The sequence below is a fragment of the Bacillus sp. EB106-08-02-XG196 genome (assembly GCF_013396335.1).
Lineage (GTDB): Bacteria > Bacillota > Bacilli > Bacillales > Cytobacillaceae > Neobacillus.
In genome coordinates, this window is record NZ_JABWSY010000001.1 from 523,317 (window position 1) to 549,062 (window position 25,746).

Annotated in this window: 28 protein-coding genes; 21 read left to right on the forward strand and 7 right to left on the reverse strand. The window is 39.6% G+C overall.

Features of this window, described 5'->3' with window-relative positions; genetic code table 11:
* Positions 1 to 39 precede the first annotated feature (39 nt).
* The 3 genes from MLOOGBEN_RS02475 to MLOOGBEN_RS02485 all read left to right on the forward strand — a co-directional run bounded on the left by MLOOGBEN_RS02475 (position 40) and on the right by MLOOGBEN_RS02485 (position 2,995).
* Positions 40 to 858, forward strand: coding sequence for an SPOR domain-containing protein (locus MLOOGBEN_RS02475; protein ID WP_179156665.1), 819 nt, complete (start codon positions 40 to 42; stop codon positions 856 to 858).
* A gap of 162 nt (positions 859 to 1,020) precedes the next feature.
* Positions 1,021 to 2,250: an ATP-binding protein gene (locus MLOOGBEN_RS02480; protein WP_179156666.1), complete on the forward strand. Its 1,230-nt coding sequence runs from the start codon at positions 1,021 to 1,023 to the stop codon at positions 2,248 to 2,250.
* A gap of 91 nt (positions 2,251 to 2,341) precedes the next feature.
* Positions 2,342 to 2,995 carry an MOSC domain-containing protein gene (locus tag MLOOGBEN_RS02485; RefSeq protein ID WP_256988803.1) on the forward strand — a complete coding sequence of 218 codons (654 nt, stop codon included), beginning with the start codon at positions 2,342 to 2,344 and terminating at the stop codon, positions 2,993 to 2,995.
* A 187-nt stretch (positions 2,996 to 3,182) separates the two neighbouring features.
* On the opposite strand, the gene MLOOGBEN_RS02490 is transcribed toward MLOOGBEN_RS02485, so the two are convergent.
* Together MLOOGBEN_RS02490 and MLOOGBEN_RS02495 are read right to left on the reverse strand one after the other, a co-directional pair.
* Positions 3,183 to 3,446 carry a hypothetical protein gene (locus tag MLOOGBEN_RS02490; protein ID WP_218780995.1) on the reverse strand — a complete coding sequence of 88 codons (264 nt, stop codon included), beginning with the start codon at positions 3,444 to 3,446 and terminating at the stop codon, positions 3,183 to 3,185.
* 44 nt (positions 3,447 to 3,490) lie between these two features.
* The gene (locus MLOOGBEN_RS02495; RefSeq protein ID WP_179156669.1) at positions 3,491 to 4,453 is read right to left on the reverse strand and encodes a 2-hydroxyacid dehydrogenase; all 963 of its coding nucleotides are present in this window, start codon (positions 4,451 to 4,453) and stop codon (positions 3,491 to 3,493) included.
* A gap of 265 nt (positions 4,454 to 4,718) precedes the next feature.
* Here MLOOGBEN_RS02495 and MLOOGBEN_RS02500 point away from each other — a divergent pair, with 265 nt between their 5' ends.
* The 5 genes from MLOOGBEN_RS02500 to MLOOGBEN_RS02520 all read left to right on the forward strand — a co-directional run bounded on the left by MLOOGBEN_RS02500 (position 4,719) and on the right by MLOOGBEN_RS02520 (position 9,325).
* A complete protein-coding gene (locus MLOOGBEN_RS02500; RefSeq protein WP_179156670.1) occupies positions 4,719 to 7,088 on the forward strand; it encodes an EAL domain-containing protein in 2,370 nt (789 codons plus the stop codon).
* 164 nt (positions 7,089 to 7,252) lie between these two features.
* Positions 7,253 to 7,513, forward strand: coding sequence for a CGCGG family putative rSAM-modified RiPP protein (locus tag MLOOGBEN_RS02505; RefSeq protein WP_179156671.1), 261 nt, complete (start codon positions 7,253 to 7,255; stop codon positions 7,511 to 7,513).
* Positions 7,498 to 7,776 (forward strand): hypothetical protein, encoded by a 279-nt coding sequence (locus MLOOGBEN_RS02510; RefSeq protein ID WP_179156672.1) that lies wholly within the window; start codon positions 7,498 to 7,500, stop codon positions 7,774 to 7,776. Before MLOOGBEN_RS02505 ends, MLOOGBEN_RS02510 begins: the two co-directional genes overlap by 16 nt.
* 63 nt (positions 7,777 to 7,839) lie before the next feature.
* Entirely contained in the window at positions 7,840 to 8,067 is a 228-nt protein-coding gene (locus MLOOGBEN_RS02515; protein WP_179156673.1) for a hypothetical protein, read from the forward strand.
* A 271-nt stretch (positions 8,068 to 8,338) separates the two neighbouring features.
* Positions 8,339 to 9,325, forward strand: a complete 987-nt coding sequence (locus MLOOGBEN_RS02520; RefSeq protein ID WP_179156674.1) for a glycerophosphodiester phosphodiesterase family protein — start codon at positions 8,339 to 8,341, stop codon at positions 9,323 to 9,325.
* 19 nt (positions 9,326 to 9,344) lie between these two features.
* Here the strand turns inward: MLOOGBEN_RS02520 and MLOOGBEN_RS02525 are convergent, their stop codons facing one another.
* Positions 9,345 to 10,403, reverse strand: a complete 1,059-nt coding sequence (locus tag MLOOGBEN_RS02525) for an NAD(P)/FAD-dependent oxidoreductase (protein WP_179156675.1) — start codon at positions 10,401 to 10,403, stop codon at positions 9,345 to 9,347.
* 314 nt (positions 10,404 to 10,717) lie between these two features.
* Between MLOOGBEN_RS02525 and MLOOGBEN_RS02530 the strand changes: the two genes are divergently transcribed.
* The 4 genes from MLOOGBEN_RS02530 to MLOOGBEN_RS02545 all read left to right on the forward strand — a co-directional run bounded on the left by MLOOGBEN_RS02530 (position 10,718) and on the right by MLOOGBEN_RS02545 (position 14,523).
* Positions 10,718 to 11,563, forward strand: a complete 846-nt coding sequence (locus tag MLOOGBEN_RS02530) for an ABC transporter ATP-binding protein (protein ID WP_179156676.1) — start codon at positions 10,718 to 10,720, stop codon at positions 11,561 to 11,563.
* Entirely contained in the window at positions 11,514 to 12,440 is a 927-nt protein-coding gene (locus tag MLOOGBEN_RS02535; protein WP_179156677.1) for an iron-hydroxamate ABC transporter substrate-binding protein, read from the forward strand. Before MLOOGBEN_RS02530 ends, MLOOGBEN_RS02535 begins: the two co-directional genes overlap by 50 nt.
* 68 nt (positions 12,441 to 12,508) lie before the next feature.
* Entirely contained in the window at positions 12,509 to 13,519 is a 1,011-nt protein-coding gene (locus MLOOGBEN_RS02540; RefSeq protein ID WP_179156678.1) for a FecCD family ABC transporter permease, read from the forward strand.
* Positions 13,516 to 14,523 (forward strand): FecCD family ABC transporter permease, encoded by a 1,008-nt coding sequence (locus MLOOGBEN_RS02545; RefSeq protein ID WP_179156679.1) that lies wholly within the window; start codon positions 13,516 to 13,518, stop codon positions 14,521 to 14,523. Before MLOOGBEN_RS02540 ends, MLOOGBEN_RS02545 begins: the two co-directional genes overlap by 4 nt.
* 102 nt (positions 14,524 to 14,625) lie before the next feature.
* Here MLOOGBEN_RS02545 and MLOOGBEN_RS02550 read toward each other — a convergent pair whose 3' ends face one another.
* Together MLOOGBEN_RS02550 and MLOOGBEN_RS02555 are read right to left on the reverse strand one after the other, a co-directional pair.
* Entirely contained in the window at positions 14,626 to 15,066 is a 441-nt protein-coding gene (locus tag MLOOGBEN_RS02550) for a cell wall hydrolase (RefSeq protein ID WP_179156680.1), read from the reverse strand.
* A gap of 95 nt (positions 15,067 to 15,161) precedes the next feature.
* On the reverse strand, positions 15,162 to 15,530 hold the full coding sequence (locus MLOOGBEN_RS02555; RefSeq protein WP_179156681.1) for a winged helix-turn-helix transcriptional regulator: 369 nt from the start codon (positions 15,528 to 15,530) through the stop codon (positions 15,162 to 15,164).
* Positions 15,531 to 15,710: 180 nt separating this feature from the next.
* On the opposite strand from MLOOGBEN_RS02555, the gene MLOOGBEN_RS02560 reads away from it, so the two are divergent.
* On the forward strand, positions 15,711 to 16,943 hold the full coding sequence (locus tag MLOOGBEN_RS02560) for an MFS transporter (RefSeq protein ID WP_179156682.1): 1,233 nt from the start codon (positions 15,711 to 15,713) through the stop codon (positions 16,941 to 16,943).
* A 2-nt stretch (positions 16,944 to 16,945) separates the two neighbouring features.
* Positions 16,946 to 17,788 (forward strand): aldo/keto reductase, encoded by an 843-nt coding sequence (locus MLOOGBEN_RS02565; RefSeq protein ID WP_179156683.1) that lies wholly within the window; start codon positions 16,946 to 16,948, stop codon positions 17,786 to 17,788.
* A 42-nt stretch (positions 17,789 to 17,830) separates the two neighbouring features.
* On the opposite strand, the gene MLOOGBEN_RS02570 is transcribed toward MLOOGBEN_RS02565, so the two are convergent.
* Positions 17,831 to 18,166: a zinc ribbon domain-containing protein YjdM gene (locus tag MLOOGBEN_RS02570; RefSeq protein WP_179156684.1), complete on the reverse strand. Its 336-nt coding sequence runs from the start codon at positions 18,164 to 18,166 to the stop codon at positions 17,831 to 17,833.
* A 146-nt stretch (positions 18,167 to 18,312) separates the two neighbouring features.
* Between MLOOGBEN_RS02570 and MLOOGBEN_RS02575 the strand changes: the two genes are divergently transcribed.
* From MLOOGBEN_RS02575 to sleB, 7 genes are all read left to right on the forward strand, one after another.
* Positions 18,313 to 18,786, forward strand: coding sequence for a hypothetical protein (locus MLOOGBEN_RS02575; protein WP_179156685.1), 474 nt, complete (start codon positions 18,313 to 18,315; stop codon positions 18,784 to 18,786).
* Positions 18,774 to 19,286 carry a hypothetical protein gene (locus tag MLOOGBEN_RS02580; protein WP_218780997.1) on the forward strand — a complete coding sequence of 171 codons (513 nt, stop codon included), beginning with the start codon at positions 18,774 to 18,776 and terminating at the stop codon, positions 19,284 to 19,286. Before MLOOGBEN_RS02575 ends, MLOOGBEN_RS02580 begins: the two co-directional genes overlap by 13 nt.
* Before the next feature lie 317 nt (positions 19,287 to 19,603).
* Complete coding sequence (locus MLOOGBEN_RS02585; RefSeq protein ID WP_179156687.1) at positions 19,604 to 20,203, forward strand: NADPH-dependent FMN reductase; 600 nt, start codon at positions 19,604 to 19,606, stop codon at positions 20,201 to 20,203.
* Between the two features lie 159 nt (positions 20,204 to 20,362).
* A complete protein-coding gene (locus MLOOGBEN_RS02590) occupies positions 20,363 to 21,424 on the forward strand; it encodes a glycosyltransferase (protein ID WP_179156688.1) in 1,062 nt (353 codons plus the stop codon).
* Positions 21,424 to 22,785: a protein kinase family protein gene (locus tag MLOOGBEN_RS02595; protein WP_256988805.1), complete on the forward strand. Its 1,362-nt coding sequence runs from the start codon at positions 21,424 to 21,426 to the stop codon at positions 22,783 to 22,785. The genes MLOOGBEN_RS02590 and MLOOGBEN_RS02595 overlap by 1 nt, the downstream gene beginning before the upstream one ends.
* Positions 22,782 to 23,777, forward strand: a complete 996-nt coding sequence (locus MLOOGBEN_RS02600) for an NAD-dependent epimerase (protein ID WP_179156689.1) — start codon at positions 22,782 to 22,784, stop codon at positions 23,775 to 23,777. The genes MLOOGBEN_RS02595 and MLOOGBEN_RS02600 overlap by 4 nt, the downstream gene beginning before the upstream one ends.
* Positions 23,778 to 23,915: 138 nt before the next feature.
* Positions 23,916 to 24,635: a spore cortex-lytic enzyme gene (sleB, locus tag MLOOGBEN_RS02605; RefSeq protein WP_179156690.1), complete on the forward strand. Its 720-nt coding sequence runs from the start codon at positions 23,916 to 23,918 to the stop codon at positions 24,633 to 24,635.
* A 53-nt stretch (positions 24,636 to 24,688) separates the two neighbouring features.
* Here sleB and purU read toward each other — a convergent pair whose 3' ends face one another.
* The gene (purU, locus tag MLOOGBEN_RS02610; protein WP_179156691.1) at positions 24,689 to 25,588 is read right to left on the reverse strand and encodes a formyltetrahydrofolate deformylase; all 900 of its coding nucleotides are present in this window, start codon (positions 25,586 to 25,588) and stop codon (positions 24,689 to 24,691) included.
* Between the last annotated feature and the right edge of the window lie 158 nt (positions 25,589 to 25,746).

Consider the following 25,746-nt stretch of genomic DNA (forward strand, 5'->3'; position numbering starts at 1 on the left):
CTCATAATATAGGGAGAAACTAATAATGGAGGAGATGAAATGTACAAAGTATTTGCCGGCTCTTTCAAATCAAGAGAAAATGCACAAGAGCGGGTAGCCTTCCTGCGTTCAATAGGTATTCAATCCTTTATCGTAACAACCACAATCTCTGGTGAAACCTGGCACCAGGTACAGGCAGGTGCCTACTCCAGCAGGACAAATGCAGAAAACAGAGTCACTGAAATTAGTAAAGCTACTGAAATTAATGCCTTCATTGCAGCGGAAAACCAAAGCTCAAGTCCAAATTCTGATTTCAGATCAACACCTATTCCAACAGTAACACCAACAGATACCTCAAATTCCAGCCAGCCCCCCAGCCCCTCCGCGAACCAACAAAACCCAACTTCAATACTAGGTCCAACCTTGCTCACCGCAGAACAAATGAATCAATACGTGAGAAAAATAAATCCCAAAGCAGCATTACTCGGAAGTTTTTATAAAACTCTTGGCGAGTATTATGGAATTAGGGGAGATGTTGCTTTTGCACAGGCCATGCTCGAAACAGACTATTTTCGGTTTACAGGGGATGTAAGGAATGGGCAAAATAACTTTGCTGGAATCGGAGCTATCGGCGGCGGTGTTCGAGGCGCTTCCTTTAAGACACCTCAAGATGGTGTTCTTGCACAATTCCAGCATTTATATGCTTATGCAACAAATTTCCCCTTACCAAACCGATACCCGTTGGTGGATCTCCGCTTTCATCTTGTAAATAGAGGGTCTGCCACAACTTGGACCGCTTTAAACGGAAAATGGGCTGTACCTGGTTCGACCTATGGACAATCAATCTTAAACTTGTATCACAAAATGACACAAGCGTAATGCTCGAGCACTAGTAAATTTTTGTCACATAGAAAAAGGCCGGTATCAGCTGGGCTTTTTTCTATTCCAGACTTGTTAATATCCTATGGAACTTTTTCCCTATTATCATTCTACCAATTCATGATATGATTATAGCAAATTCAGATAATTAGAGGATACAGTATGAATAAATTAGGTCAAATTACATTAGTGTTAATATCTCTACTTTTTTCTGGCTATCAAACCATTGTGGAGCATGAACGTTTCTTTACAGTAGACTTTCTTATTTTTACAGTGATTGCCTGGCTGGTTGGCTGGCAATATGACCGGGCACGTTTCTTTGGAAAAAAGGCTCGGGCTAGTGAAGAAAGCTATAAACAATTAATAGACTCTTTGCCAAAATCCGTGATCATTCACCAAGATAATAAGGTTATCTATGTAAATAAGGAAGCCGTAACTTTGATCGGTGCAAAGGACAAGGAAGAAGTAATAGGAACCTCTATTTTCAATTACCTTTTTCCAGAATATACAGAACGTCTGAATGAACGGATGAAACAAGTAAAAAAAGAAACCTATCCTTTAAACAATATTGAATACAAATTTATTAGATTAGATGGTTCGGTATTTGTCTTTGAAGGCTCCTCCATGTACATAACGTTTGAAGGAAAAGAAGCGGTTCTATCAATCGGAAAAGATGTCACGGAAAGAAAAGAACAAACGGAACAACTCCTGCAAAAATCTGAAAAATTGGCTCTTCTCGGTCAAATGTCTGCGGGCATTGCCCATGAAATCCGCAACCCGCTTACCTCAATTAAAGGGTTCATTCAGCTATTTAAAACCGAGCAGCATCAAAAAGAATATTATGATATTGTGTTATCAGAGCTTGATCGAATCAATGATATCGTGGGCGAATTCCTCGTGCTCGCAAAACCAACTGCTGCTGTTTTTGCTGAAAAAGATATCAAGGAACTAATTAAAGATGTTGTAACCTTAATTAATACACAATCTATTCTAAACAACGTTCAAATTTTCGTAGAATTTGAATGTGATTTGCCTAGGATAAGCTGTGAGGAAAACCAATTAAAGCAGGTCTTATTAAATCTGTTAAAAAATGCGATAGAAGCCATGCCTAGCGGTGGAAACATTGATGTGAAGGTAAAAGTAAAGGAAGAAGGAAAAATCTCTATCCAGATCATTGATCAGGGTATCGGCATTCCAAAAGAACGGATTCCGACACTCGGGGAACCGTTTTATACAACAAAGGAAAAAGGAACGGGCCTCGGTCTAATGACGTGTTATAAAATTATTGAAAGCCATAACGGCGAATTAACGATTGATAGTGAAGTAAATGAAGGAACAATCATCGAAATTATTTTACCAACTATCACTCAGCGAGTCTTTAGCCTAGCTTAAAAATAGAAGAAATCCTCAGCATATGAGGGTTTCTTCCATTTTTACGTTTAAATCTTGTAGTAAAATAAATACCAAGGAGGCGAGGAGAGCATTGCATACTAGAGAGATTATTTATTCAAGCAAGGGTTTGCCTAAAAATCGTGTCTATAAGAATGAAGCCTATGTGTCCGGAATCTGGAAGGAACAAAGTGATGAGCTTGTTGTGGGCTTTGCTCAGATAAAGGGCGATCAGGTAGCGAACCCTGAGTACCATGGCGGTTCAGATCGAGTCGTCTGTGTTTATCCCTTCGAGCATTATGCTCATTGGGAAAGTGTTTTCGACCGCATATTAACCCCTTCTGCTTTTGGAGAAAATCTGACTGTTTTAGGCATGAAGGAAGACCAGGTTTGTATTGGCGATGTCTTTCAGATTGGGGAGGCTGTCCTGCAGGTGTCTCAAGGGCGCTATCCCTGCTCCACCATCAATAAACGCAATAACAACAACCTTCTTTTAAAAAGAATTATTGAAACGGGGTATACGGGGTATTTCTTCAGAGTTCTGGAGGAAGGGAAAATCACAGCGGATTCTCAAATAAAAAAGCTGCTATCACATCCTGAGCAAATCACTGTTTCCTCCATCCATCATCTCTATTTTCATAATCCATCTCCATCTATTGAGATGATAGATAAGATATTGGGTGTGAAAGAGCTTGCGGGGCAATGGCGAAAGTATCTCCTTGATTTAAAAGAGAAAATTCAGAGCTGACCTAACTCCCAGGGGGTACCTGGGAGTTTTATGGGCGGATTTTCTTACTATCCGCCAGTATTTCCTGCCATCCGCCAGTATTTCCTGCTATCCGCCAGTATTTCTCGCCATCCGCCAGTATTTCCTGCTATCCGCCAGTATTTCCTGCCATCCGCCAGTATTTCCTGCTATCCGCCAGTATTTCCTGCTATCCGCCAGTATTTCTCGCTATCCGCCAGTATTTCTCGCCATCCGCCAGTATTCCCCGCCATCCGCCAGTATTTCTCACTATCCGCCAGTATTTCTCGCCATCCGCCAGTATTTCCCGCCATCCGCCAGTATTCCCTGCCATCCGCCAGTATTTCTCGCCATCCGCCAGTATTTCTCGCCATCCGCCAGTATTTCTCGCCATCCGCCAGTATTTCCTACTATCCGCCAGTATTTCTCGCCATCCGCCAGTATTTCCTGCCATCCGCCAGTATTTCCTGTCATCCGCCAGTATTTCCTGCCATCAGGTTAATTCACTAAATTTTTCGGGGTATTCCCCTGTAATCCTTGAAGTAAATTTTCTGCAGCGAGTAACGCCATTTTCAATCTGGTATTATTACTCGCACTTCCAATATGCGGCAAAGCTACAACATTAGGAAGGCTCAGCAGAGGATGGTCTGTTCTCACCGGCTCTTCCTCAAATACATCTATGCCAGCGCCCCAAATCTGTCCCCTCTTCAAAGCATGATAGAGGGCTTCTTCATTCACAATCCCGCCACGAGCGGTATTAATCAAGATCGCATTTGGTTTCATGAGTGATAACTCTTTAGCACCAATATAATTTCCCGTTTCCGGGGTATAAGGGGTCAACACACAAACAAAATCGGATTCTCGAAGTAAGGCTTCTTTGCTTACGTACTTTAGACCAAGCTGACCCTCGGCTTCAGGCTTTCGTGAACGATTATGATAAAGAATATTCATGTCAAATCCGCGCGCTCTTTTCGCTACAGCCTCACCTATTCTGCCTAATCCAAGGATTCCCAAGACAGCACCATAAATATCCTGTCCGGTTAATTGCATCGGCGACCAAGTCTTCCAGTCGCCTGCACGCAAGTAATCGGAGGCTTCTACCACTCTCCTAGCTGTTGCCATTAACAGCGCAAAGGTTAGGTCCGCCGATGTCTCTGTTAATACTCCCGGTGTATTGGTAACCATAATTCCTTTTTCTGTTGCAGCAGCTAAATCGATATTGTTATAGCCAACGGCCATATTACTAACAATTTTCAACCTGTGTGCAAGATGGAGAAGGTCTTTGTCAATGGATTCGGTTAACAAACAGTAGAGTCCCTCGACTTCCTGTATTTCCTTTTCTAAAATTTCTCTAGGTACCGGTTCCTCTTCTTTTTCCCACATTCTCACTTCAAATGCATTTTTCAATTTATCAACGATTGGATCCGGAAGCTTCCGGGTTATGTAGATTTTTGGTGTCATAGTCGTCTCCCTTTCCTTAGAATTCTGGCAGCCCCGCAAGCGATGCTAAGGTCCCCCCTCCAAAGTTATATATAGTGATATTTTACAATAAACAGTTGTAGATTTACGAATACTCAGAAATTATTTGCTATATAAACCTAAATGACATAGGTAATTTTCACTACACCCCGACAATTTTCGACATAACCCCACTCTTCCAAATGGTAGAATAAGGTTACTACAGTTTTTTAATATAGTATTTCTTTTTCTCATGGGAGTGTCTTGGATGAACTGGTTAGTTAGAAAAAAGCTGCTTATTTACTATACACTGTTTCATATCCTCGGTTTTTATCTGCTGCTCTACTTAGACAATGGAAGTATTACAATCAGTGGAAATATCCTTTTAATACTGGCGCCGTTGTTATCATCTATTATTCTATTTTACGTTTACCATAATCTTAAAACCAGTGATAAATATATTTGGCTTTTCCTTTCGATAGGCAGTTTTTGTTATTTTATCGCCGTGCTGGCCAGGTACTATAATAGGTTATCTGGATTACCTGATTTGTTTACTATGTTACAAATCATATGTTATCTCATCGCCTTTATTTACAAAATTCGATGTAATGGCAAGAACCTGAACCTAATTAAATTTATTTTTGATACATGCATTATTATGACTGTGGCTGTTACCTTCAGCTGGCACTTCATCATACGCGAAATCCTGATTCAATATACGAATCATTCACTTCTTTTTCAGTTGGTATCGATTGGATATCCACTTGGAGATTTAATTCTTTTTTTCGGGGCCATTGTATTCTGCTTAGGCTCCGCAAACTTTTTTCCTTCGCGGGTTCTATCTTTCATTCTTGTAAGCTTAGCACTTCAGGTTGGTGCTGATTCAGCCTATCTTTATTTAAGCCTAACAAACATTCCTTTTTCAGAGGTTCTATTTCAACCATTAGGGTCGCTGGCACTATTATTAATGGCCATTGCAGGAACATTTGCGTTGGAAACTGTTCTAAATGAAAATCAAGCCATTCCAAAGAAAAACAAAAAAGATTATTTAAAGGATTCTATTTCCTTACGATTGTTATTACCCTATATCAGCGTCATCCTATTATTCATGATGATGATTTTTCAAAATAAAGAAGTTAAAAGCTTAGTTATTGGTTCAGCTATCTCCATCCTCCTCGTGATTTTACGACATGTCTTTACCTCCTTAGAAAATCAAACTCTGTTATCGAAGTATCATGACCTAACGGAGAAGCTGGAGCAAAAGATTGGGGAGAGGACAGAAGAACTTAGCTCAAAAAACCAGCAGCTTCTTGCTGCTGTGAGAAAAATGAAGCATATGGCCTATCACGATGTGTTAAGTGGACTCCCAAACAGGAGGATGTTTTTGGAACGGCTATTAAAAGCGATGGAACAGGCAAACCGCAATCATTTTAAAGTAGCCGTAATCTTTATCGATTTAGATCGTTTTAAAAATATTAATGATACGCTTGGGCATGAATTTGGTGATTTACTGTTAAAGCATGTTTCCCATCAAATGACAAAAAGTGTCCGTAAAATCGATACGATTTCTAGGCAAGGCGGCGACGAGTTTACCATCCTCTTGAACCGCATTCGATCTGAAGAGGATGTAATCCCGCTAGTTGAACGGATTCGTTCCATTGTCGCAAAACCGATTGTCATTTCTGGCCAAGAATTACATGTCTCCATGAGTATTGGCATCGCGTTTTATCCAAGTGACGGGAAAAGTACGGAAGAAATAATGAAAAATGCAGACATGGCCATGTATCGTGCGAAAGAAGAAGGAAGAGACAACTACAAATTCTTTTCGATTGATATGAACAAAGCCATTTCTAGAAAAATGACACTCGAGAATGGGCTGCGGAAAGCATTAAAAAATAATGAGTTTGTTCTAAATTATCAACCACAGGTGAGCTTACAGACGGGGGAAATAATCGGTGTGGAAGCGCTGCTCCGGTGGAATACAGTGGAAGCCGGCATGGTGGCACCGAATCATTTTATTCCTGTTGCAGAAGAGTCGGGGCTTATCATCCCTATGGGAGAATGGGTTCTAACACATGCCTGTATGCAGGGGAAAGCCTGGCATGATTCAGGGCATACCCATTTAAAAGTGGCTGTCAACTTATCACCTGTACAATTCCTTCATGCTAATTTGGTGGGTATGGTCATGAAGGCACTAAAGACAACGGGCTTTGATCCAAACTATTTAGAGTTAGAAATTACCGAAGGGGTTGCTTTTACAGACGCTGAAACCGCCATTAAAAAGATGCAAGAAATACGGGATTTGGGAGTACAAATATCCATCGATGACTTCGGTACCGGATATTCCTCATTCGTTTATCTAAAAAGATTTCCGATTAACGCCTTAAAAATCCCTAAACCATTTATTCAGGATGTCCTGAACAACCATAAAGACAAAGCATTAGTAGAAACGATGATTTATCTAGCCCATAGCCTCGATTTATCAGTCATTGCGGAAGGGATTGAAAAGAAAGATCAACTGCTCTTTCTAAAAGAATTGAATTGTGATGCCTTTCAAGGTGATTTGTATAGTAAACCATTAACGGTCACGCAAGTAAGTGCCATGATTGAAAGCAACAGGTCCGCGAAAATCTCATAGCTTACGAAAAAAGGAACCATCAGTGGAGATGGTTCCTTTTTTTGTGTTTGGAGTATTATTTATGACGGCTTATATCCTTTCGCTGAGTTTTTGTGGATGATTGTGATTCCTATCACCTCGTCACTAAGTTCTTCATACTAAAATAAAGATAAGAGGTGATTGCGTTGGATAAGAATTGGTCAATATCACTTGAACATGAGGAGTATGTCATGGACATGGAGCTGGTAATTACGGATGCCATCGATGCCGTAGAGAAGACTGGAAAGGGTTATTATGTAAATGTTGTGACCCCAGCTTCTTTCGGGAACCCTAATGACTATTTAGCAGATGCATTATTGGCTTACTTTGGCGGCAGAATTGAAATGAAATTTATCGACCAATGCGGTTGTGGAGGGTATGTACTACGGGTATGGAAAAACAATTAAACGACTTGTCACTTCTGTCAAACTATCAAAATCGCCAAGTGATTCTAAACTATTATCAGGATGAAGAAATGATGGTCCAAAGGGACGGTTTTCATTTTCAAAAGATCCAAGTAACAGTGTCTTCCTTAATCTTTACGAAAATAGATGGAACGCTCGTCAAGATTGATACAACAGACTATCCACATGCCAGCATAAACACAGACTTTCAAAACTACTACACCCTAAGAAACCATGAAAACCACCTAGACATATACTTTCCTTAAAAATGTATAAACAATTCCTTTTAGTAAACTCTATTTTATAGAATGCATAAAGGAGATTTTATTGTGAATACATACGAAATAACAAATATGATTGTTGATGATGATTTCGACAGCGAGGAATATGTGACGGCAGAGTTTACCCATGATCAACTGAATTACAGCATTACTTTTAAAAAAGCAGATTTGGAAATCATGAATGCCTGGGTTTTTAAAGATGGTACTTCGCTGCCAGCTAATTTATCGGATACACTGATTGAATCCATTAGAGAAGATGTTAAAAAGAGAATTTAGTTTAGTGCTGATTGGCAACTCCAATCAGTTTTTTTGTGGATTTTTGCTGTTCGCTGATATATTCCATTTTTATGCTGATATAATCGATTTTTTGCTGATATATTTCATTTTTCACTGATATATTTTATTTATCGCCGATATCCCCATTTTTGTGAAAAAGTTCTCTTCTAATCTTGTATTAACATAGAAAATTCACTAACTTAGACATGAAAGCCACGAAAAACGAAACAATTCTGCCCCCGTTAGCGTCAATTATCTTGCATATCAATCAATGGAGGAAACGAAACTGAAAAAAATACTAAAAAGAATATTCATATTTCTACTCTTATTGTCTTTGTTTATTTTTCTCAACAATAGTTCTATTTTTGCGAAGGATCGCGAGAGTAATCCCCTGCTTCTCGCACACCGCGGGCTAGGCCAAACTTTTAGTATGGAAGGAATTCAGGGGGATACGTGTACGGCGGAACGAATTCACCCACCTGAACACCCTTATCTAGAAAACACGATTCCTTCCATGGAAGCAGCTTTTGCAGCTGGTGCGGATGTTGTTGAGTTGGATATTAAACCGACAAAAGATGGTCAATTTGCTGTTTTTCATGACTGGACGCTGGAATGCCGGACAAATACAGAAGGAACGACGAAGGAATTTACGATGGCAGAATTAAAGCAGCTGGACATTGGCTATGGATACACAGCGGATAATGGAAAAACCTATCCTTTTCGCGGTAAAGGTGTCGGCCTCATGCCCTCACTTGATGAAGTGTTCAACTATTTTCTAAACCGTTCATTTTTAATTCATATTAAAAGTGATGATCCAGAAGAAGGAATACAGCTGGCTGAAGCGATAAAAAAACTGCCAGAAAACCGCTTAAGTCAATTAACGGTTTACGGAGGAGATCAGCCCATTGCTACAATAAAAGAGGAAATCCCCGATCTTCGTGTGATGTCAAAGGCGACGTTAAAAAGCTGTCTTCTTCCCTATATTGCCGTGGGGTGGACAGGTTATATCCCCTCTGCATGTGAGAAAACACAATTACATCTGCCAGAAAAAATTGCTCCATGGATTTGGGGGTGGTCAGATAAATTTTTAAATCGGATGGACAGTGTTGATACAAGAGTAATTGTTGTCGCAGGTGATGGCGGATGGTCAGAAGGCTTTGATACGCAAGATGATTTAACGAGACTTCCTGACAACTATAGCGGTGGGATTTGGACCAATCGGATTGATTTAATCGCCCCAAATTATAAAAAAAAATAGAGTGAAGGCAGCCTTCACTCTATTTTCCAACTAATTGCTTCACTAATTCCTTATTACGCTTTTTAAAAAGTTCATTATGGGAAGAAACCATTGCGGCTTTAGCAGCGTCAGGCTGAATAAACTGTTTGGCTTTATTTACAGCGTTCGCCGCATCCTGGAACGCACCGGCAATCAGGTTGATTTTCCCTTCATACATAAGAATATCTCCCGCAGCATAAAGACCATCAATCGAAGATTCGCTCGTAGCGTTACCCGCAATATAATAATTATCCACTCGATCGATACTCAATTTACTATTTTCCAATAGTGTTGCATCCTGTTCATAGCCATGACTAATCACCACATCATCAACCGCCAGTTGTGAAACCTCACCTGTTTCATGGTTCGTTAATTCAACGGTGGCGATTTCATCACGTTCGCCATTCGCGATTAATTTAGTAATCGAAGATTGAAAGAAACATTCTACAGAGCTTTCGAGAAGCTTTGTTGCCTGTGCCTCTTGTCCATGCCCCCCCAATTCCTCTTTTCTATAGGTTAAATAGACCTTTTTGGCAATCGGTTCTAGCTCATTGGCCCAGTCTACGGCAGAATTCCCGCCTCCAGAAATGATGATTGTTTTGTCCTTGAACTGTTTAAAAGATTTTACCGTGTAATGTAAATTCGTGACTTCAAATTTCTCCGCGCCTTCTATTTCCAACTTTTGCGGTTTCAAAATTCCGCTGCCAATGGCAACAATCACGGTTTTTGAAAAATGAAGTTCTCCGGAAGACCCTTTTAAGACAAAAATTCCTTCTTCATTACGCGTGATGTATTCAACCTTTTCATTCAAGACGACGGTTGGGCTAAACGTTAATGCTTGCTCAACCAGCTGTTCCATTAATTTTGCTCCCGTTATTGGCGTTAAGCCGCCGACATCCCAGATCATTTTCTCCGGGTAAACTTGAATTTTACCGCCTAACTGAGGTTGATACTCAATCACCTTTGTTTTCATTTCTCTGAGTCCACTATAGAAAGTAGAATAAAGCCCCGCTGGTCCGCCGCCAATAACTGTCACATCAAACAATTCTTGTTGTTCCATTTCCGTCCACTCCCTAACCAACTGTAATTGATTATCATTATCAATAAGAGTAATGGATTTTCTCCCGATTGACAATACATATTTTTTTGAAAACTCTGTGGCACCCATATTTGTCGATTTTTTGACGGATGAAAATGTACAACAAACCTCTAGAACATAAGGAAATGCAATGAATGTAAAAAAACACTATCAAACAATTAAAAACTTTTCACAAAATTGTAATTGACAATCATTATCACTCACCTTTATAGTAATCTCATACGATACTGATAATCATTATCAATTAATTCTCAGTTACATAAAGGAGGGTTCCCATGGTTCGCCTATCTACAGATGAATTAAGCATTGGTTATGGTGAACGCTTAATTGTCAAAAACCTTAGTATCGAAATTCCAGATAAGAGGATTACCACGATTATCGGACCGAACGGCTGTGGAAAATCGACATTATTGAAAGCCATTACACGGATCATCTCCCATCAATCTGGAAACATCCTTTTAGACGGTAGAGATATTTCAAAGGTAAACACGAAGCTTCTTGCTAAACAAATGGCAATCCTTCCGCAAACACCAGAAAGTGCAAGTGGCTTAACAGTTGGCGAGCTCGTATCCTATGGGCGCTTCCCTTATCAAAAAGGCTTTGGCCGCTTAACAAAAATGGATTACGAAGTGATTGACTGGGCCCTTGAAGTCACAGGTACAATCGACTTTAAGTTTCGTCCAGTAGACGCACTCTCCGGCGGACAGCGCCAGCGCGTTTGGATTGCGATGGCACTTGCTCAAGAAACGGAAATTATCTTCCTGGATGAGCCAACCACCTACCTGGATATGGCGCATCAACTAGAAGTTTTGGAGCTTCTGCAAAAATTAAATCATGAACAGGAACGGACAATTGTGATGGTCCTTCATGATTTAAACCAAGCAGCCCGCTTTGCAGATCATATTATCGCCTTAAAAGACGGTGAAATTGTAAAAGCAGGGAATTGTGAGGAAGTCATTAGTCATAAAGTGCTCAAAAAGGTATTCAATATTGACGCGGTCATCGGACACGACCCTCGAACAAAAAAACCAATGTGCATAACGTACAATCTACTAAAAGGAGAAACAAACCATGAAAAAACTACTACTGCCCTTTATCCTGCTCTTAGTGTTAATTATTAGTGCTTGCGGTACAGCCGAAACATCAAAAAGTGAGGAAGCTGCGGCACCAGAGGATAAAAAATCTGAAACCATCACATATCAATCCGAAACTGGACCGATTGAAGTCCCTGCAGATCCAAAGCGCGTTATTATGCTTTCCGGATTCACTGGTAATGTTATCGATTTAGGCGTTAATATCGTCGGTGCTGATGTTTGGTCAAAGAACAACCCGACATTTGAAAAAGAAATGAAAGATGTTACAGAAGTTTCCGATGAAGACCTAGAAAAAATTATCGAATTAGAGCCAGATTTAATCATTGGTCTATCCAATATTAAAAACGTTGATAAGTTAAGTGAAATTGCTCCAACTGTAACCTACACGTGGGGAAAAGTTGATTATTTAACACAGCACTTAGAAATTGGAAAACTATTAAATAAAGAAAAAGAAGCTCAAAGCTGGGTTGATAACTTCAAAAAAGAAGCTGAGGCCGCTGGCGAAGAAATCCGTGCAAAAATCGGTGAAGATGCAACCGTTTCTGTTATGGAAAGCTACGGAAAAGATCTTTATGTATTCGGCAGCAACTGGGCACGGGGAACGGAAATTCTTTATCAAGCAATGAAAATGAAAATGCCTGAAAAAGTAAAAGAAGTCGCAGAGGGTGCCGGTTATTTTGCCTTATCCGCCGAAGTTATTCCTGAGTATGCAGGGGATTATGTGATCTTAAGCAAATACTCAGACGCTGATACTTCTTTCCAAGAAACAGAAACATACAAAAACATTCCTGCGGTAAAAAACAACCGTGTGTTTAAAATGAATGGTCAAGGTGCTTCCTTCAGTGATCCAGTCACACTAGAAAAGCAGCTAGAATTCATTAAGAAATCATTTTTAAGCAACTAATAGTAGAGAGGGATTCTTAACGGAATTCCTCTTTCCACCTATTCTAGGAAAGAAAAGATGAGAGACTTATGATCAATGAAAAACAACGATCTATTCCTTTTGCATATAAGCTGATAATCGGCATACTTGTGTTTGCAGCGATGTTTGTTTTCTCCATGATGATGGGAGCAGCAGAAATTAGCCTTAAAGATGTATCGCAGGCACTTTTTTCAGATGCAAAAGGTGAAAAGATTTCGATTATCCGTGAAATACGCTTGCCGCGTGAGGTTGCAGCCATCGTGGTCGGAGCCGCGCTTTCGGTTTCAGGAGCGATTATGCAAGGTATTACCAGAAACCCCCTTGCAGACCCAGGTTTATTAGGGTTAACGGCGGGAGCAAATGCCGCACTAGCAATCGTCATCGCCTTCGTCCCTTCTGCCAACTATTTCAGCATTACCATTGCCTGTTTTATTGGAGCAGCTGTCGGAACAATGATGGTATTTGGGATGGGTGCGATGAAAAAAGGAGGCTTTTCTCCGCTGCGGATTGTTTTAGCGGGGGCGGCTGTTTCTGCTTTTCTTTATGCGATTGCAGAAGGAATTGGAATTACCTTTAAAATTTCAAAAAATGTTTCGATGTGGACGGCCGGAGGAATGGTTGGAACCAGTTGGAGCCAGCTTCAAGTCATTATTCCCTTCATCCTTATTGGGTTACTAGTTTCTCTATTTCTCTCAAGGCAACTCACGATTCTTAGCTTAAATGAAGAAGTCGCCGTTGGATTAGGTCAAAAAACGACCCAAATAAAGGTAATTCTCTTCATTGCGATTATTTTATTAGCGGGCGCATCCGTCGCCCTTATTGGAAATATGGCTTTTATCGGATTAATGGTTCCCCATGTGGTACGGGCTATCGTGGGTACGGATTACCGTTTTATTATTCCCATGTCTGCCGTTTCAGGGGCCACATTTATGCTTTTTGCCGATACACTTGGCAGGACAATGAATGCACCCTTTGAAACCCCTGTCGCGGCGATTGTGGCAACACTGGGGTTACCATTCTTCCTTGTGATTGTTCGTAAAGGAGGGAAAGCATTCTCATGATCCAACCCTCATTACTTAGAAAGCAACGTATCACTTTAGTTATTTTATTCGCATTAATCATGGTTACAATCGTGGCTGGCTTGGGATTGGGTTTCTCCTCTCTATCGTATGATAGGCTGATCCCAACCCTCATCGGACAAGGGACGTTCAAAGAGGAATTCGTGTTATTTTCCATTCGAATGCCGCGAATCATCATTACCCTTTTAGCTGGAATGGCCTTGGCATTATCAGGGGCTATTTTACAAGGTATTACCCGTAATGATTTGGCGGACCCAGGGATTATTGGGATTAATTCCGGTGCAGGTGTCGCCGTTACCGTCTTCTTTTTATTTTTTCCCATTGATTCAGGTTCGTTTACTTACATGATTCCCGTTATAGCTTTTATCGGCGCCATGCTGACAGCTATCCTTCTCTATCTATTTGCGTATAGCAAAAGTGAGGGACTTCAGCCTGTTCGATTAGTCTTAATTGGGGTCGGGTTTTCGATGGCACTCTCCGGAGCGATGATTGTTCTGATCTCATCTGCAGAGCGGGCAAAAGTCGATTTTATTGCGAAATGGCTGGCGGGGAATATTTGGGGGACAGATTGGCCGTTTATCTGGGCGCTCCTCCCCTGGCTGGTTGTGCTGCTTCCTTTTACCTTATATAAAGCCAATCGGTTAAACCTGCTTGGTCTAAGTGAACCAGTAGCGATCGGTGTTGGTGTTTCGATTGAAAAAGAACGAATTGTATTACTGATTACTGCCGTAGCCCTTGCCGCTTCTGCTGTTTCGGTTACAGGTGGAATTTCCTTTATCGGATTAATGGCTCCACATATGGCAAAGGCGCTTGTCGGACCTAGAAATCAATTATTTATCCCTGTTGCCATATTAATTGGCGGGTGGCTGTTAATGTTTGCTGATACCATCGGAAGGAATATCATGGACTCCGCCGGAATCCCAGCAGGAATTATGGTCGCACTCATTGGTGCACCGTATTTTATGTACCTATTATTGAAAAAATAGAAAAGCTCCTTAAAAGTAAAACGCTCAGATGTCTGAGCGTTTTTTTACGAAATATTTTACTACGTTAATATTTTCGGTTTCTTCCTCGAAAGACCAAACTTGTCATCCTCTATAAACACTAGGACATGTTCCAGGTTTTGGTTCATAAAAACAATGTTGTTTAAATTGACCAGTAAAAGGTTGGTCGTACCATGTTGGAGGACACGCACCAGTTGGATTAAAGTACCAAAGAGAATATTTCGCTGGGTGATCTCTCCAATTTTCCACATTTTGTCTTGCTAATCTTCTTTCAGATTCTCTTGCTCTTTGATAAAATACATTGCCTTTTTGAACAGCTTCAAAAGAGAAATTTCCTCCTTGTACTTGAAATATGACTTGTTCAATATTTGTTAATGCTCTAAAGTCTGGACACTCTGCTACTACACGGTTAACAATTACATTTCCAACATATAGCATTCCTTGCTTCCCTTCGCCTTCAGCTTCTGCTCTCATCATCCTTGCCATTAAGTCAATGTCTGAACTTCGGTAAGATACTCTTGGCATTTTTTCACCTCCAAAATATAGTATGAAAAAAAGCCTGCATTCATGTTCTTATGAATCAAATAAAATGCTCAGTTTTAATAGGCGCGCCTTAATTTTTATTTCAGATGTTCATTAAGTACGTTCTTTTCCAAGACATCCAAACTGCCATACACTTTGGAAATATGTTTTTCTCCCCATGCGCAAAGGGAATCCAAGATACTCTTTAAACTCCATCCATACTCGCTTAACTCATACTCAACTTTTGGCGGAACTTGATTATAAACGATTCGGTTAATGACTCCATCTTCCTCTAATTCCCGCAGTTGCTGTGTTAACATCTTCTGTGTAATATCCGGCATCAAGCGCTTCAATTCACTCGTTCGTTTCTTGCCATAGGTTAGATGGCAAAGAATCACACACTTCCACTTTCCTCCGATCACTTCCAGCGTCGCTTCTACAGATATATTGTATTTCTTTTCTTTCAAAGTAAAACCCCTCCTCACTCATAGGCACTAAAAAGTATCTATATTACTTATAAGTATCTATATCACTTAAAAGTGCGTACTTCACTAATGTTTCACTATATCCCATAATAACATTTATCGATTGAGCTGCAACAAGCAAATCGAAATCATATATCTGTATATTTTTAAGGAGGAGACAACATGTCTTTGAATCATAAACAAAGTACGTTTGCGCTGCTGGCATTAGCCATTAGTGCCTTTGCAATTGGCACGACTGAATTTATCAGTGTCGGCCTTTTACCGTTGATTGCAAATGATCTAGAAATTCCCGTTACAACTGCCGGATTAACGGTTTCTTTATATGCTTTAGGAATAACCTTAGGGGCACCGATTTTGACATCTGTCACTTCTAGTATGTCACGTAAATCTTTATTACTATGGATCATGGTTATTTTTATCATCGGAAATGGACTGGCTGCAAGTGCAACGAGCATCGGTGTACTCCTTGTTGCCCGTGTTATCTCAGCTCTTTCACATGGTATTTTCATGTCAATCGGCTCCACCATCGCTGCTGATTTAGTACCAGAAAATAAGAGAGCCAGCGCGATATCGATTATGTTTACCGGACTAACCGTTGCAACGGTAACCGGTGTTCCGTTCGGTACCTTTATTGGCCAGCAATTTGGCTGGAGAATGGCGTTTATCCTTATTATTGTTGTCGGTCTAATCGCACTAATTGCAAATAGTATCCTGATTCCATCTAGTTTACGAAAAGGTACAGTTTCTACTTTTCGTGATCAAATCAAATTAGTAACAAACGGCCGCTTACTACTCGTATTTATCATTACAGCCTTAGGGTATGGCGGAACGTTTGTTGTCTTTACTTATTTATCTCCGATCTTTCAGGAAATCACAGGCTTTAAGGATGGAACTGTCGCTGCGATTCTTCTTGGATACGGAATAGCAATTGCAATCGGCAACATGATTGGTGGAAAGGCAGCGAATAATAATCCGATTAAGGCACTATTCTATATGTTTTTCGCCCAAGCATTGGTCCTTTTTATCTTACTATTTACATCACCATTTAAAATAGCTGGATTGATTACGATTTTCTTAATGGGGCTTTTCGCTTTTATGAATGTTCCCGGGTTACAAGTTTATGTGGTCATGCTGGCTGAGCGGTATGTCCCAAATGCCGTAGACATTGCTTCTGCCCTGAATATTGCAGCCTTTAATGCAGGAATTGCAATTGGCTCCTTTTTAGGCGGCTTCATCACGGATTCAATTGGACTGATTCATACCACTTGGATAGGAGCTTTAATGGTTCTTGGCGCTGTCTTCCTAACTGGCTGGAGTCGAAAGCTTGAACAAAAAGACGATACCGTTACCGATAGCATGTGTTCATTTTCAAATCAAAAATTGGAGGTTCAATAAAAATGACAAACAACTTACAAGCAACGACTACTTTATCTAATGGTGTAAAAATGCCTTGGTTTGGTCTTGGGATATTTAAAGTCGAAGAAGGTCCCGAATTAGTGAATGCTGTTAAATTTGCGATTAAGCATGGATACCGCAGTATTGATACTGCAGCTATTTATGGAAATGAAGAAGGCGTTGGACAAGCCATTCATGAAGCAATGAAAGAATACGGAATTAAAAGAGAAGAATTATTTATTACTTCAAAGGTTTGGAATGCTGATTTAGGTTACGAATCGACGATTGAAGCATACGAAACTAGCTTAAGAAAACTAGGACTTGATTATCTTGATCTCTACCTCATTCATTGGCCAGTAGAGGGTAAATATAAGGAGGCTTGGCGGGCATTAGAGACTCTTTATAAGGATGGAAATGTAAATGCAATTGGAGTAAGTAACTTCCAAGTTCACCATCTACAAGACTTGATGAAGGATGCTGAAATAAAACCGATGGTTAACCAAGTTGAATATCATCCAAGGTTAACGCAGCAAGAAGTCAAAACCTTTTGTGATAACAATGGCATTCAATTTGAGGCTTGGTCCCCCTTAATGCAGGGTCAGTTATTTGAAAATCCTTTACTAAAAGAACTAGCTAATAAATATAACAAAACAGTCGCTCAAGTCATTTTACGCTGGGATTTGCAAAATGGCGTTGTAACTATTCCGAAATCAACGAAAGAGCGCAGAATAATGGAGAATGCAGCTATATTTGATTTTGAACTTTCAACTGAAGATTTGAACAGAATTAGTGATCTGGATGAAAATCTTCGAGTTGGTCCAGACCCTGACAACATTGATTTCTAGGAAAAAACATAAGGCGCCCCTTACTAAAGGAGCGCCAATTTTTTATATTTTTTTCACATATTCAGATTTTAAGCTCATCGCGCCAAAACCATCGATTTTACAGTCGATATTATGGTCTCCATCCACTAAACGAATGTTTTTTACCTTTGTACCTTGTTTTAGCGTTGAGGAACTGCCTTTTACTTTAAGGTCCTTTAAAACGGTTACTGAATCACCGTCGCTTAATACATTTCCATTTGCGTCTTTAATAACTCTTTCTTCTTCCACAGCTGCAGCTTCTAAACTCCACTCATGACCACACTCTGGGCAAATTAATAAACTTCCATCTTCATATGTATATTCAGAATTACATTTTGGACAATTTGGCAAATTAGACATCCTTCATTTCCTCCTTTCGTTCATCCTCTTTGTATATTGTGGCATAGTCTGCAAAAACGGACAAGCCTCCCTCTAGCTTCTACATATTTTTCCTTTTTTTAACCATAATAGATGAAAGGGCAAAGTGAAGATAAGGAGCAGCTTAGATGATTTTAATCTTTTATTTAATAGTCAACGTATTGACTATATTCCTTTTTATTAAAATGAAGAAAAGGCTCCATATTCTAGAAATCCTGGTTTACTGGATGTTTAGCTCGTATCTTTTTCAAAACTTCTCTGCCCTCTGCTTTATGAATTTTAGGACGTTGATTATTCCCGATAAACTCACCTATGAATTTGCTCATTTTATCAACCGAATAGTGCTTTATCCAGCAATAATGGTAACTTTCCTTCAATTTTTTATTATTCTAAACTCTCACTTGAAAAAGCTCATTTTATTAGGAGGATTAATCATACTATTAACTGGGTTAGAATGGCTATCTGATTTATTAGGTGTAATGAATCATGTCCATTGGCAGCTTTGGTGGTCCTTTACCTTTTGGTTGATCGCTTTGGTCGTTTTAATTGGACTAATGAAGTTTTTTCGAAACATCCTTTATATAGGAGGATGGAAACATTGAACGTTACCTTTGATTGGAATGAATGGTATTTCATTATAGCTGTTTTCATTGCACTCTTGATATTTTTACCGATTCGTAATTACTTTCCACCTGTTTTGGTTTTTTTTATTTTCGTATTTAATATCTGGTACGTTTCCACCATCGACTATTTTTTTATTGCCACTCCCTTTAAATTTTATTTTTTCGGCGATAACCCCACATATGAGCTTTCTGGTGCACTGTTTCATTTTTTTATGTATCCATGTGCCTCTCTCCTATTTTTATATGTGTATGATAAATGGCAGCTATATGGCAGGAAAACGCTTTGGTATATTCTGTTTTGGACTGGTTTTTCTTTATTTTTCGAATGGATCACTGTACATAACCGGGCATTAACCTATACTGGCTGGAAGCTATATTTTTCTATTCCAACCTATCCACTTACCGCGGTATTGTTAATTGTACTTTTTCGATTTATTAAAAAGAAACTTCATGATGAATCTCTACAAGAATTTCAGTAAACTATTTTTGGGCTTCATGAACCTTCATGAGGTCCATTTTCTCTTTCCCTGCTATACTTGGGCTTCATCCCCACCTTATGAGAACCCTCCATTACATCCTTTCGTAATTTTGGCCTTCATGAATGCAAGCTATTAAAGATTTTTCCTTTTTGAAATCTTTAACATATAAAAACGTAAATTCAATCTCTTGACATCGAGATAAATATGTATTATATTTATCTCGAATTAAAAATAACAAGTTTAGTAATATTTTAATTCAAAAAACTCGAATTCAAAAAGCCTATATAAATTAAAAATAACAGCAAGGGGTGGACGGCATGGGTTTTTTAAACAAATTATTTGGTACAACAACTAAGGAGGAAGAAACAATGACAAATCCAAAATTAAAAATAGGTATTATTTTAGGAAGCACACGTCAAGGACGTGTTAGCCCGCAAGTAGGAGAATGGGTAAAAGGAATCGCTGACCAACGTGGAGATGCAGACTATGAAATCGTTGATATTTCAGACTACAACCTGCCATTCCTAGGCACAACTGATGGTTCAGAGCCAGGAATTGCTGCTTGGAATCAAAAGCTTGCTAGTTTAGATGGATTTGTATTCGTTGTTCAAGAATACAACCACAGCATTACTGGCGCATTAAAAAATGCCATTGATTTCGCACGTGAAGCTTGGTACAACAAAGCTGCTGGAATCGTAAGCTATGGTTCAACAGGCGGAGCTCGTGCGGCTGAACACTTACGTGGGATCCTAGGTGAAGTAAAAGTGGCTGACGTTCGCACCCATCCAACTTTGTCTTTATTCACAGACTTTGAAAACGGCTCTGTGTTCAAACCACAAGATTTACACCAAACAAATATGACTGCAATGCTTGACGAAGTAATCGCTTGGAGCGGCGCTCTAAAAACATTAAGATAATTTCATTAAATATAATTATATAAAATGCGCTACAGTCTTTATTGACTGTGGCGCATTTTTGTGTTTTTTCCAATTTGTCCAAGCCTCCCTATTCTAATTGCATACCTTATTTTTATAGGATAATAAGTTTATATACTTTCTTGAAAGGAGATTAATCAATTGCCAAAAGTTATGCATTTGAACCTAAGGGTTGACCCGACCCAGTATATTCCTCAAATTCGCGATATTCCTGGTTATGATTATATTCATTTGGTACGGCAGCCTAAGTATATGATCAATCTGCCTCTTCTCAATGAGCGGGTTCACTACCTTAGTGAAATTTTCTCGCCTAAGGAATATGTGAAAAAAAATAAGATAGCCCTCTTACATGCGCACCATGGTCAATTAGGTCAATTACTTCTTCCATTTAAAGAAGGAACTTCGCTTCCGCTCGTAACCAGTATTCGTGGCAGAGATGCAACTCTTGCTAATCAGCCGGTTGGCTATTTAGATGGTATGAAATTGCTTTTTGAGCAAGGGGAGCGATTTCTCCCTGTTTGTCAGTATTTAGCGCAGCAAATTAATATGTGGGGGTGTCCTGCAGATAAAATCAGAGTTCTCTATGGAGGTGTCGACCTTAACCTTTTTCCATACAGAACGCCAAATCTACATGACTCACAAAACATTATTTCCATAGGAAGATTAGTAGAAAAGAAAGGTCATCATATCTTAATGCAGGCATTTGAAAAAATCAGAGATAAATTTCCAAAAGCCACACTTACGATTATCGGCGGTGGTGAACTCGAAGGGTATCTTAAATCTCTTGCCACGCAGTTGAATTTAGGAACTTCCTTCCGCCTATTAAATCATGTTCCAAAAAGTCAAATTCCAAAATTAATGGGACAAGCTGATTTATTTTGCGCGCCAAGTTTAACTTCCTCCATAGGAGATGTAGAAGGGATTCCGAATACCATCAAAGAGGCAATGGCAACCGGTATTCCGGTTCTCGCCACGAACCATGCTGGTATTCCAGAAATTATCACGAATAACCAAGATGGAATATTAGTACGGGAAAACGATGTCGAACATCTTGCGCAAGCATTAGAATTTATGTTACTGAACAGACACCTATGGGAAAGCTACACCATTTCTGCTCGCCAAAAAGTCGAACAAAACTTTGACCAGAAAAAGCAGCTCTTTTTGCAGGCCAAATATTATGATGAATTGTTAGGGGGATCATAATGGAAGATTTCAGATTTATTAATGTAACCAAGGGTGTAAAAACCTTAGAAATTGATAACCCCACTAACTTTCCACTTATTGGAATGGGTGCCCAAGGAGCTGTATTTAAACTTTCGGAGGAGCGATGTGTAAAAATTTATTCAAATACTCTCCAAGCAAAAATGGAATTAGAAGCTCTGAAAGCTGGACAGCACTTAGAATTTTTCCCGCGATTATATGAGTATGGTGAAAACTATATCGTCATGGAATACTTTAATGCTCCAACATTAAAGGAATACCTCAGGAATTGCACGATCATCCCAGAATCCATTTCGAAAAAACTCCTGTATCTACTCAGCGAAATGAGAAAGGCGCAATTCACGATGGTCGATGCCCCGCTGCGTCATATTTTTGTATTAGAAAATGAAGAATTAAAAGTAATTGACCACGTCAATGCCTTCAAGCGTGTTCATCCTGTCCCTCTTAAATTATTAAGAGATTTAAACATCATGCTATTAAAAGAATCGTTCTTATCACAGGTAAGAAATTTCGAACCTGGAACATATGAAACATGGCAGAAATATTTTAATGAAAACAAAATGGACTACCGAAACATTCCCGTTTATTCGGGAGGAGATGGAGAAGGAGTAAAAGTAGATAGCGCTACCTCACAAACATTAATTGGAGCTGGGCACCAAGGGGCTGTCTATCGAATTTCAGAAGATAAATGCGTGAAGATTTATGGAAAGCCGGAACATTGTGAGCTGGAAAAAAGAGTTCTATTGTCTAATCAAAAACTATCATTTATTCCAAAGGTATACGAAAAGGGAGAAAATTATGTTGTCATGGAATATTTAGTTGGACCGGATTTAAACACCTTTCTAAAAAAACAATCGACCCTTCCGGAGTCCGTGACAAAACTTTTACTAGAGATATTAACATCACAGAAAAAAGCAGGATTTAAACAAATCGACACCCCATTAAGGCATGTTTTTGTCACCAACAAAGGGTTTAAAATGGTCGACCATGTGTATTCATTCTCTCGCATACAAAAAAGACCCCTTGAACTATTTCAAAATCTTCATGAAAGAGGGTTCTTAGACACCTTCTTAGAACAAGTAAAGAATCTTGATCCTTCCACGTATGCTGATTGGACAAAAACACCAATTCCCCTCACTGATGAAGAAGCTCAATTAGAAATAAAAGTAATTAAAACGGAGTATAAAGGGAAAACAGACAACAGCAGTGAAAAAGAGCATGGAAATAAAAAGGGGCACGATCGAAATAAAGACCATCGGCATAATAGAGATCACCACCATAAAAGAGACCGGGGCCATAATAAAGAGCATGATCGAAAAAAGGGATCGGGTAGAAGAAAATGAACATTTTAGTGACAGGAGCGGCAGGTTTTATTGGCTTCCATCTTTCTAAACGTTTATTAGCTGAAAATTATCATGTAATCGGAGTGGACAACCTTAATGACTATTACGATGTTCGTTTAAAAAAAGAACGGCTAAAGCTCTTAGAGAGTAATATAAATTTCAAATTTTATCAAACAGATTTAGCTGACCAGGAATCCTTAAACCAGATTTTCGAGGATCATTCTATCCCTATTGTAATCAATTTAGCTGCTCAAGCTGGAGTCCGCTATAGTCTTACCCATCCACATTCCTATGTTCATTCCAATTTAGTAGGATTTGTAAATATTTTAGAGGCCTGCAGGCATAATCAAGTGGAGCACTTAATTTACGCGTCGTCTAGTTCTGTATATGGAGCCAATACCAAAACCCCCTTCTCTACCCAAGACTCTGTTGATCATCCGGTTAGTATCTACGCCGCAACGAAAAAAGCGAATGAATTAATGGCTCACACCTACAGCCACTTATTTAATATCCCGACTACTGGTCTTCGGTTCTTTACCGTGTATGGACCTTGGGGCAGACCAGATATGGCCTATTACTCTTTTACGAAGGATATTATCGAAGGGAATACCATTCAGGTATACAATAATGGCGACATGCTTAGAGATTTTACGTTTATCGATGATATTGTACAAGGCATCGTCAAATTACTTGATCACCCGCCTAAACCTGATTCAAACAGAAACCTCGATCCAAGCACAAGTCATGCTCCCTACAAAATCTATAATATCGGCAACAATAGTCCAGTCAGATTGATGGATTTTATTAACACGTTAGAAAAGTTAATTGGTAAACAAGCCAAAATCGAATTTCTCCCGATGCAGCCTGGAGACGTGAAAGTGACCTATGCGGATATTACCGACCTACAAAAGGCAGCTGGCTTCTATCCTGCTACCCCATTAGAAAAGGGATTAAGTCATTTCGTAGATTGGTATAAAAAATATCATAAATAGGAACAAGAAATTAGTAAGCTTATGTATTAAGGTAAGTTTTAGAGGCCAGTTTTCACAACTGGTCTCTTTTTCATGAGTAGAAAGCTAAAAGTTATGGAAGTATATAACTAACTCAGTAAAATGTTAGGAGGATGAACATTGCAGAGGAAAACTTTGTTTAAGATTCCACTGATTATTATTTTTCTAACGGTTACTTTTTTCGCAAATAGCGACCAAGGGAAAGAAATCCATGCCTTCTCAAACCAGGTGCTTCAACAGGGCTCTTCCGGGGAAGATGTGATTGAGCTGCAGTCACGCCTTACGTATAATGGCTTTTTTAAAAGTAAGATTGACGGTGTGTTTGGATGGAATACCTACTGGGCCGTTCGAAACTTTCAGGATAAGTTTGGCCTACCTGTCGATGGGATTGTCGGGGCACAAACGAAGGCTTTGCTGGTGAAAGCTACAAAATATGAAAAGCAAGGGAATACAGGTGGTTCTAGCGCCAATGTTCCAAACGGGTACAGCCAAAACGATATCCAACTGATGGCAAACGCGGTATATGGAGAATCACGAGGGGAACCTTACACCGGTCAAGTTGCGGTGGCCGCTGTTATTTTGAATCGAGTCCAAAGTGCTTCTTTTCCTAATACGGTTGGAGGCGTCATCTATGAACCTGGTGCCTTTACTGCTGTTGCTGACGGACAAATTAATTTAACACCAAACGAAACAGCAAAAAAGGCTGTGCTGGACGCCTTAAATGGATGGGATCCTACTGGGAATGCTCTTTATTATTTTAATCCTGAAACCGCGACAAGCAGTTGGATATGGAGCAGACCGCAGATTAAGAAAATCGGAAAACATATCTTTTGTAAATAAAAAAGGCTGACTCGGGTGGATTGCTTATTTCCACCAATTGAGTCAGCTATTTTTTAGAAAACAATCGTTTTGTTTTGATGGACAATAATTCGGTCTTCAATGTCCCATCTTACTGCTCTTGCCAATACACTTCTTTCCACTCTGCGGCCAATTTTCTTCAAATTATCCGCGTCATCACGGTGATCCACACGGGCAATATCCTGTTCAATAATCGGCCCTTCATCAAGGTCGTTTGTGACATAATGGGAGGTCGCTCCAATTAACTTTACACCGCGCGCATGGGCTCGCTCGTATGGTCGTGCACCAATAAACGCCGGTAAAAAGGAATGATGAATATTAATGATTTTGTTTGGATTTGCGGCTACAAATTCCGGCGTCAATATCTGCATATAACGCGCCAATACCACTAAATCAATCTCATACTCTTTTAACAACTGAAGCTGCTGTGCTTCCACCTCAGCACGTATATCCTTATTCGCCGGTATGTAGTAAAACGGGATATTCAACCCTTCGACCGCATCCCTGGCTTCCTCGTGGTTACTGATCACGAGAGCGATATCCGCCATTAAATCACCGCTTTGCCATTCCCATAAGAGTTCGAGTAAACAGTGAAGCTCTTTCGACACAAAGATTGCTGCTTTTTTCACATGATAGACATGCGTTAATTTCCAATCCATCGTAAACGTCTCAGCAATCGCAGCAAACTGTTCCTCCATCTCCTTAGCCTTTTCCTTTAGACCCGGGCATTCAAATTCAATACGGATAAAAAAGACCCCGCCTTCTGGATTGGTTGAATATTGACTAGATTCGATGATATTGGCTTGATAGGAAAATAAAAATTGAGAGATGGCTGAAACAATCCCTGGCTGATCCGAACAGCTGACAAGCAGCCGTCCACGATTTTGATTCTCTTGTTGAAATTTTTCTACTTGGTCTTTTATATATGAATTCATCCTCTTAACTCCTCTATTATTATTAGAAAAGATTATACAGCAGACAGCCCTCATAAGCGAAGTCTTTTGTCAAAATTATTATTTTATTTCCTATAACCAATTCGATTTTATAAACAAATGATGGTACTATTTTTTTATAAAAGGAGGTTGGTTATGCT

Excerpts from the sequence above, each read along its gene's own strand:
- MLOOGBEN_RS02560 (WP_179156682.1), top strand. The coding sequence starts at position 15,711 with ATGTCTTTGAATCATAAACAAAGTACGTTTGCGCTGCTGGCATTAGCC.
- MLOOGBEN_RS02570 (WP_179156684.1), bottom strand. The coding sequence starts at position 18,166 with ATGTCTAATTTGCCAAATTGTCCAAAATGTAATTCTGAATATACATAT.
- MLOOGBEN_RS02525 (WP_179156675.1), bottom strand. The coding sequence starts at position 10,403 with ATGGAACAACAAGAATTGTTTGATGTGACAGTTATTGGCGGCGGACCA.
- MLOOGBEN_RS02580 (WP_218780997.1), top strand. The coding sequence starts at position 18,774 with ATGGAAACATTGAACGTTACCTTTGATTGGAATGAATGGTATTTCATT.
- MLOOGBEN_RS02585 (WP_179156687.1), top strand. The coding sequence starts at position 19,604 with ATGGGTTTTTTAAACAAATTATTTGGTACAACAACTAAGGAGGAAGAA.
- purU (WP_179156691.1), bottom strand. The coding sequence starts at position 25,588 with ATGAATTCATATATAAAAGACCAAGTAGAAAAATTTCAACAAGAGAAT.
- MLOOGBEN_RS02530 (WP_179156676.1), top strand. The coding sequence starts at position 10,718 with ATGGTTCGCCTATCTACAGATGAATTAAGCATTGGTTATGGTGAACGC.
- MLOOGBEN_RS02475 (WP_179156665.1), top strand. The coding sequence starts at position 40 with ATGTACAAAGTATTTGCCGGCTCTTTCAAATCAAGAGAAAATGCACAA.
- MLOOGBEN_RS02565 (WP_179156683.1), top strand. The coding sequence starts at position 16,946 with ATGACAAACAACTTACAAGCAACGACTACTTTATCTAATGGTGTAAAA.
- MLOOGBEN_RS02510 (WP_179156672.1), top strand. The coding sequence starts at position 7,498 with ATGGAAAAACAATTAAACGACTTGTCACTTCTGTCAAACTATCAAAAT.
- MLOOGBEN_RS02550 (WP_179156680.1), bottom strand. The coding sequence starts at position 15,066 with ATGCCAAGAGTATCTTACCGAAGTTCAGACATTGACTTAATGGCAAGG.
- MLOOGBEN_RS02595 (WP_256988805.1), top strand. The coding sequence starts at position 21,424 with ATGGAAGATTTCAGATTTATTAATGTAACCAAGGGTGTAAAAACCTTA.
- MLOOGBEN_RS02535 (WP_179156677.1), top strand. The coding sequence starts at position 11,514 with ATGAAAAAACTACTACTGCCCTTTATCCTGCTCTTAGTGTTAATTATT.
- MLOOGBEN_RS02545 (WP_179156679.1), top strand. The coding sequence starts at position 13,516 with ATGATCCAACCCTCATTACTTAGAAAGCAACGTATCACTTTAGTTATT.
- MLOOGBEN_RS02490 (WP_218780995.1), bottom strand. The coding sequence starts at position 3,446 with ATGGCAGGAAATACTGGCGGATGGCGAGAAATACTGGCGGATAGTAGG.
- MLOOGBEN_RS02520 (WP_179156674.1), top strand. The coding sequence starts at position 8,339 with ATGGAGGAAACGAAACTGAAAAAAATACTAAAAAGAATATTCATATTT.
- MLOOGBEN_RS02495 (WP_179156669.1), bottom strand. The coding sequence starts at position 4,453 with ATGACACCAAAAATCTACATAACCCGGAAGCTTCCGGATCCAATCGTT.
- MLOOGBEN_RS02575 (WP_179156685.1), top strand. The coding sequence starts at position 18,313 with ATGATTTTAATCTTTTATTTAATAGTCAACGTATTGACTATATTCCTT.
- MLOOGBEN_RS02540 (WP_179156678.1), top strand. The coding sequence starts at position 12,509 with ATGATCAATGAAAAACAACGATCTATTCCTTTTGCATATAAGCTGATA.
- MLOOGBEN_RS02480 (WP_179156666.1), top strand. The coding sequence starts at position 1,021 with ATGAATAAATTAGGTCAAATTACATTAGTGTTAATATCTCTACTTTTT.
- MLOOGBEN_RS02500 (WP_179156670.1), top strand. The coding sequence starts at position 4,719 with ATGAACTGGTTAGTTAGAAAAAAGCTGCTTATTTACTATACACTGTTT.
- MLOOGBEN_RS02600 (WP_179156689.1), top strand. The coding sequence starts at position 22,782 with ATGAACATTTTAGTGACAGGAGCGGCAGGTTTTATTGGCTTCCATCTT.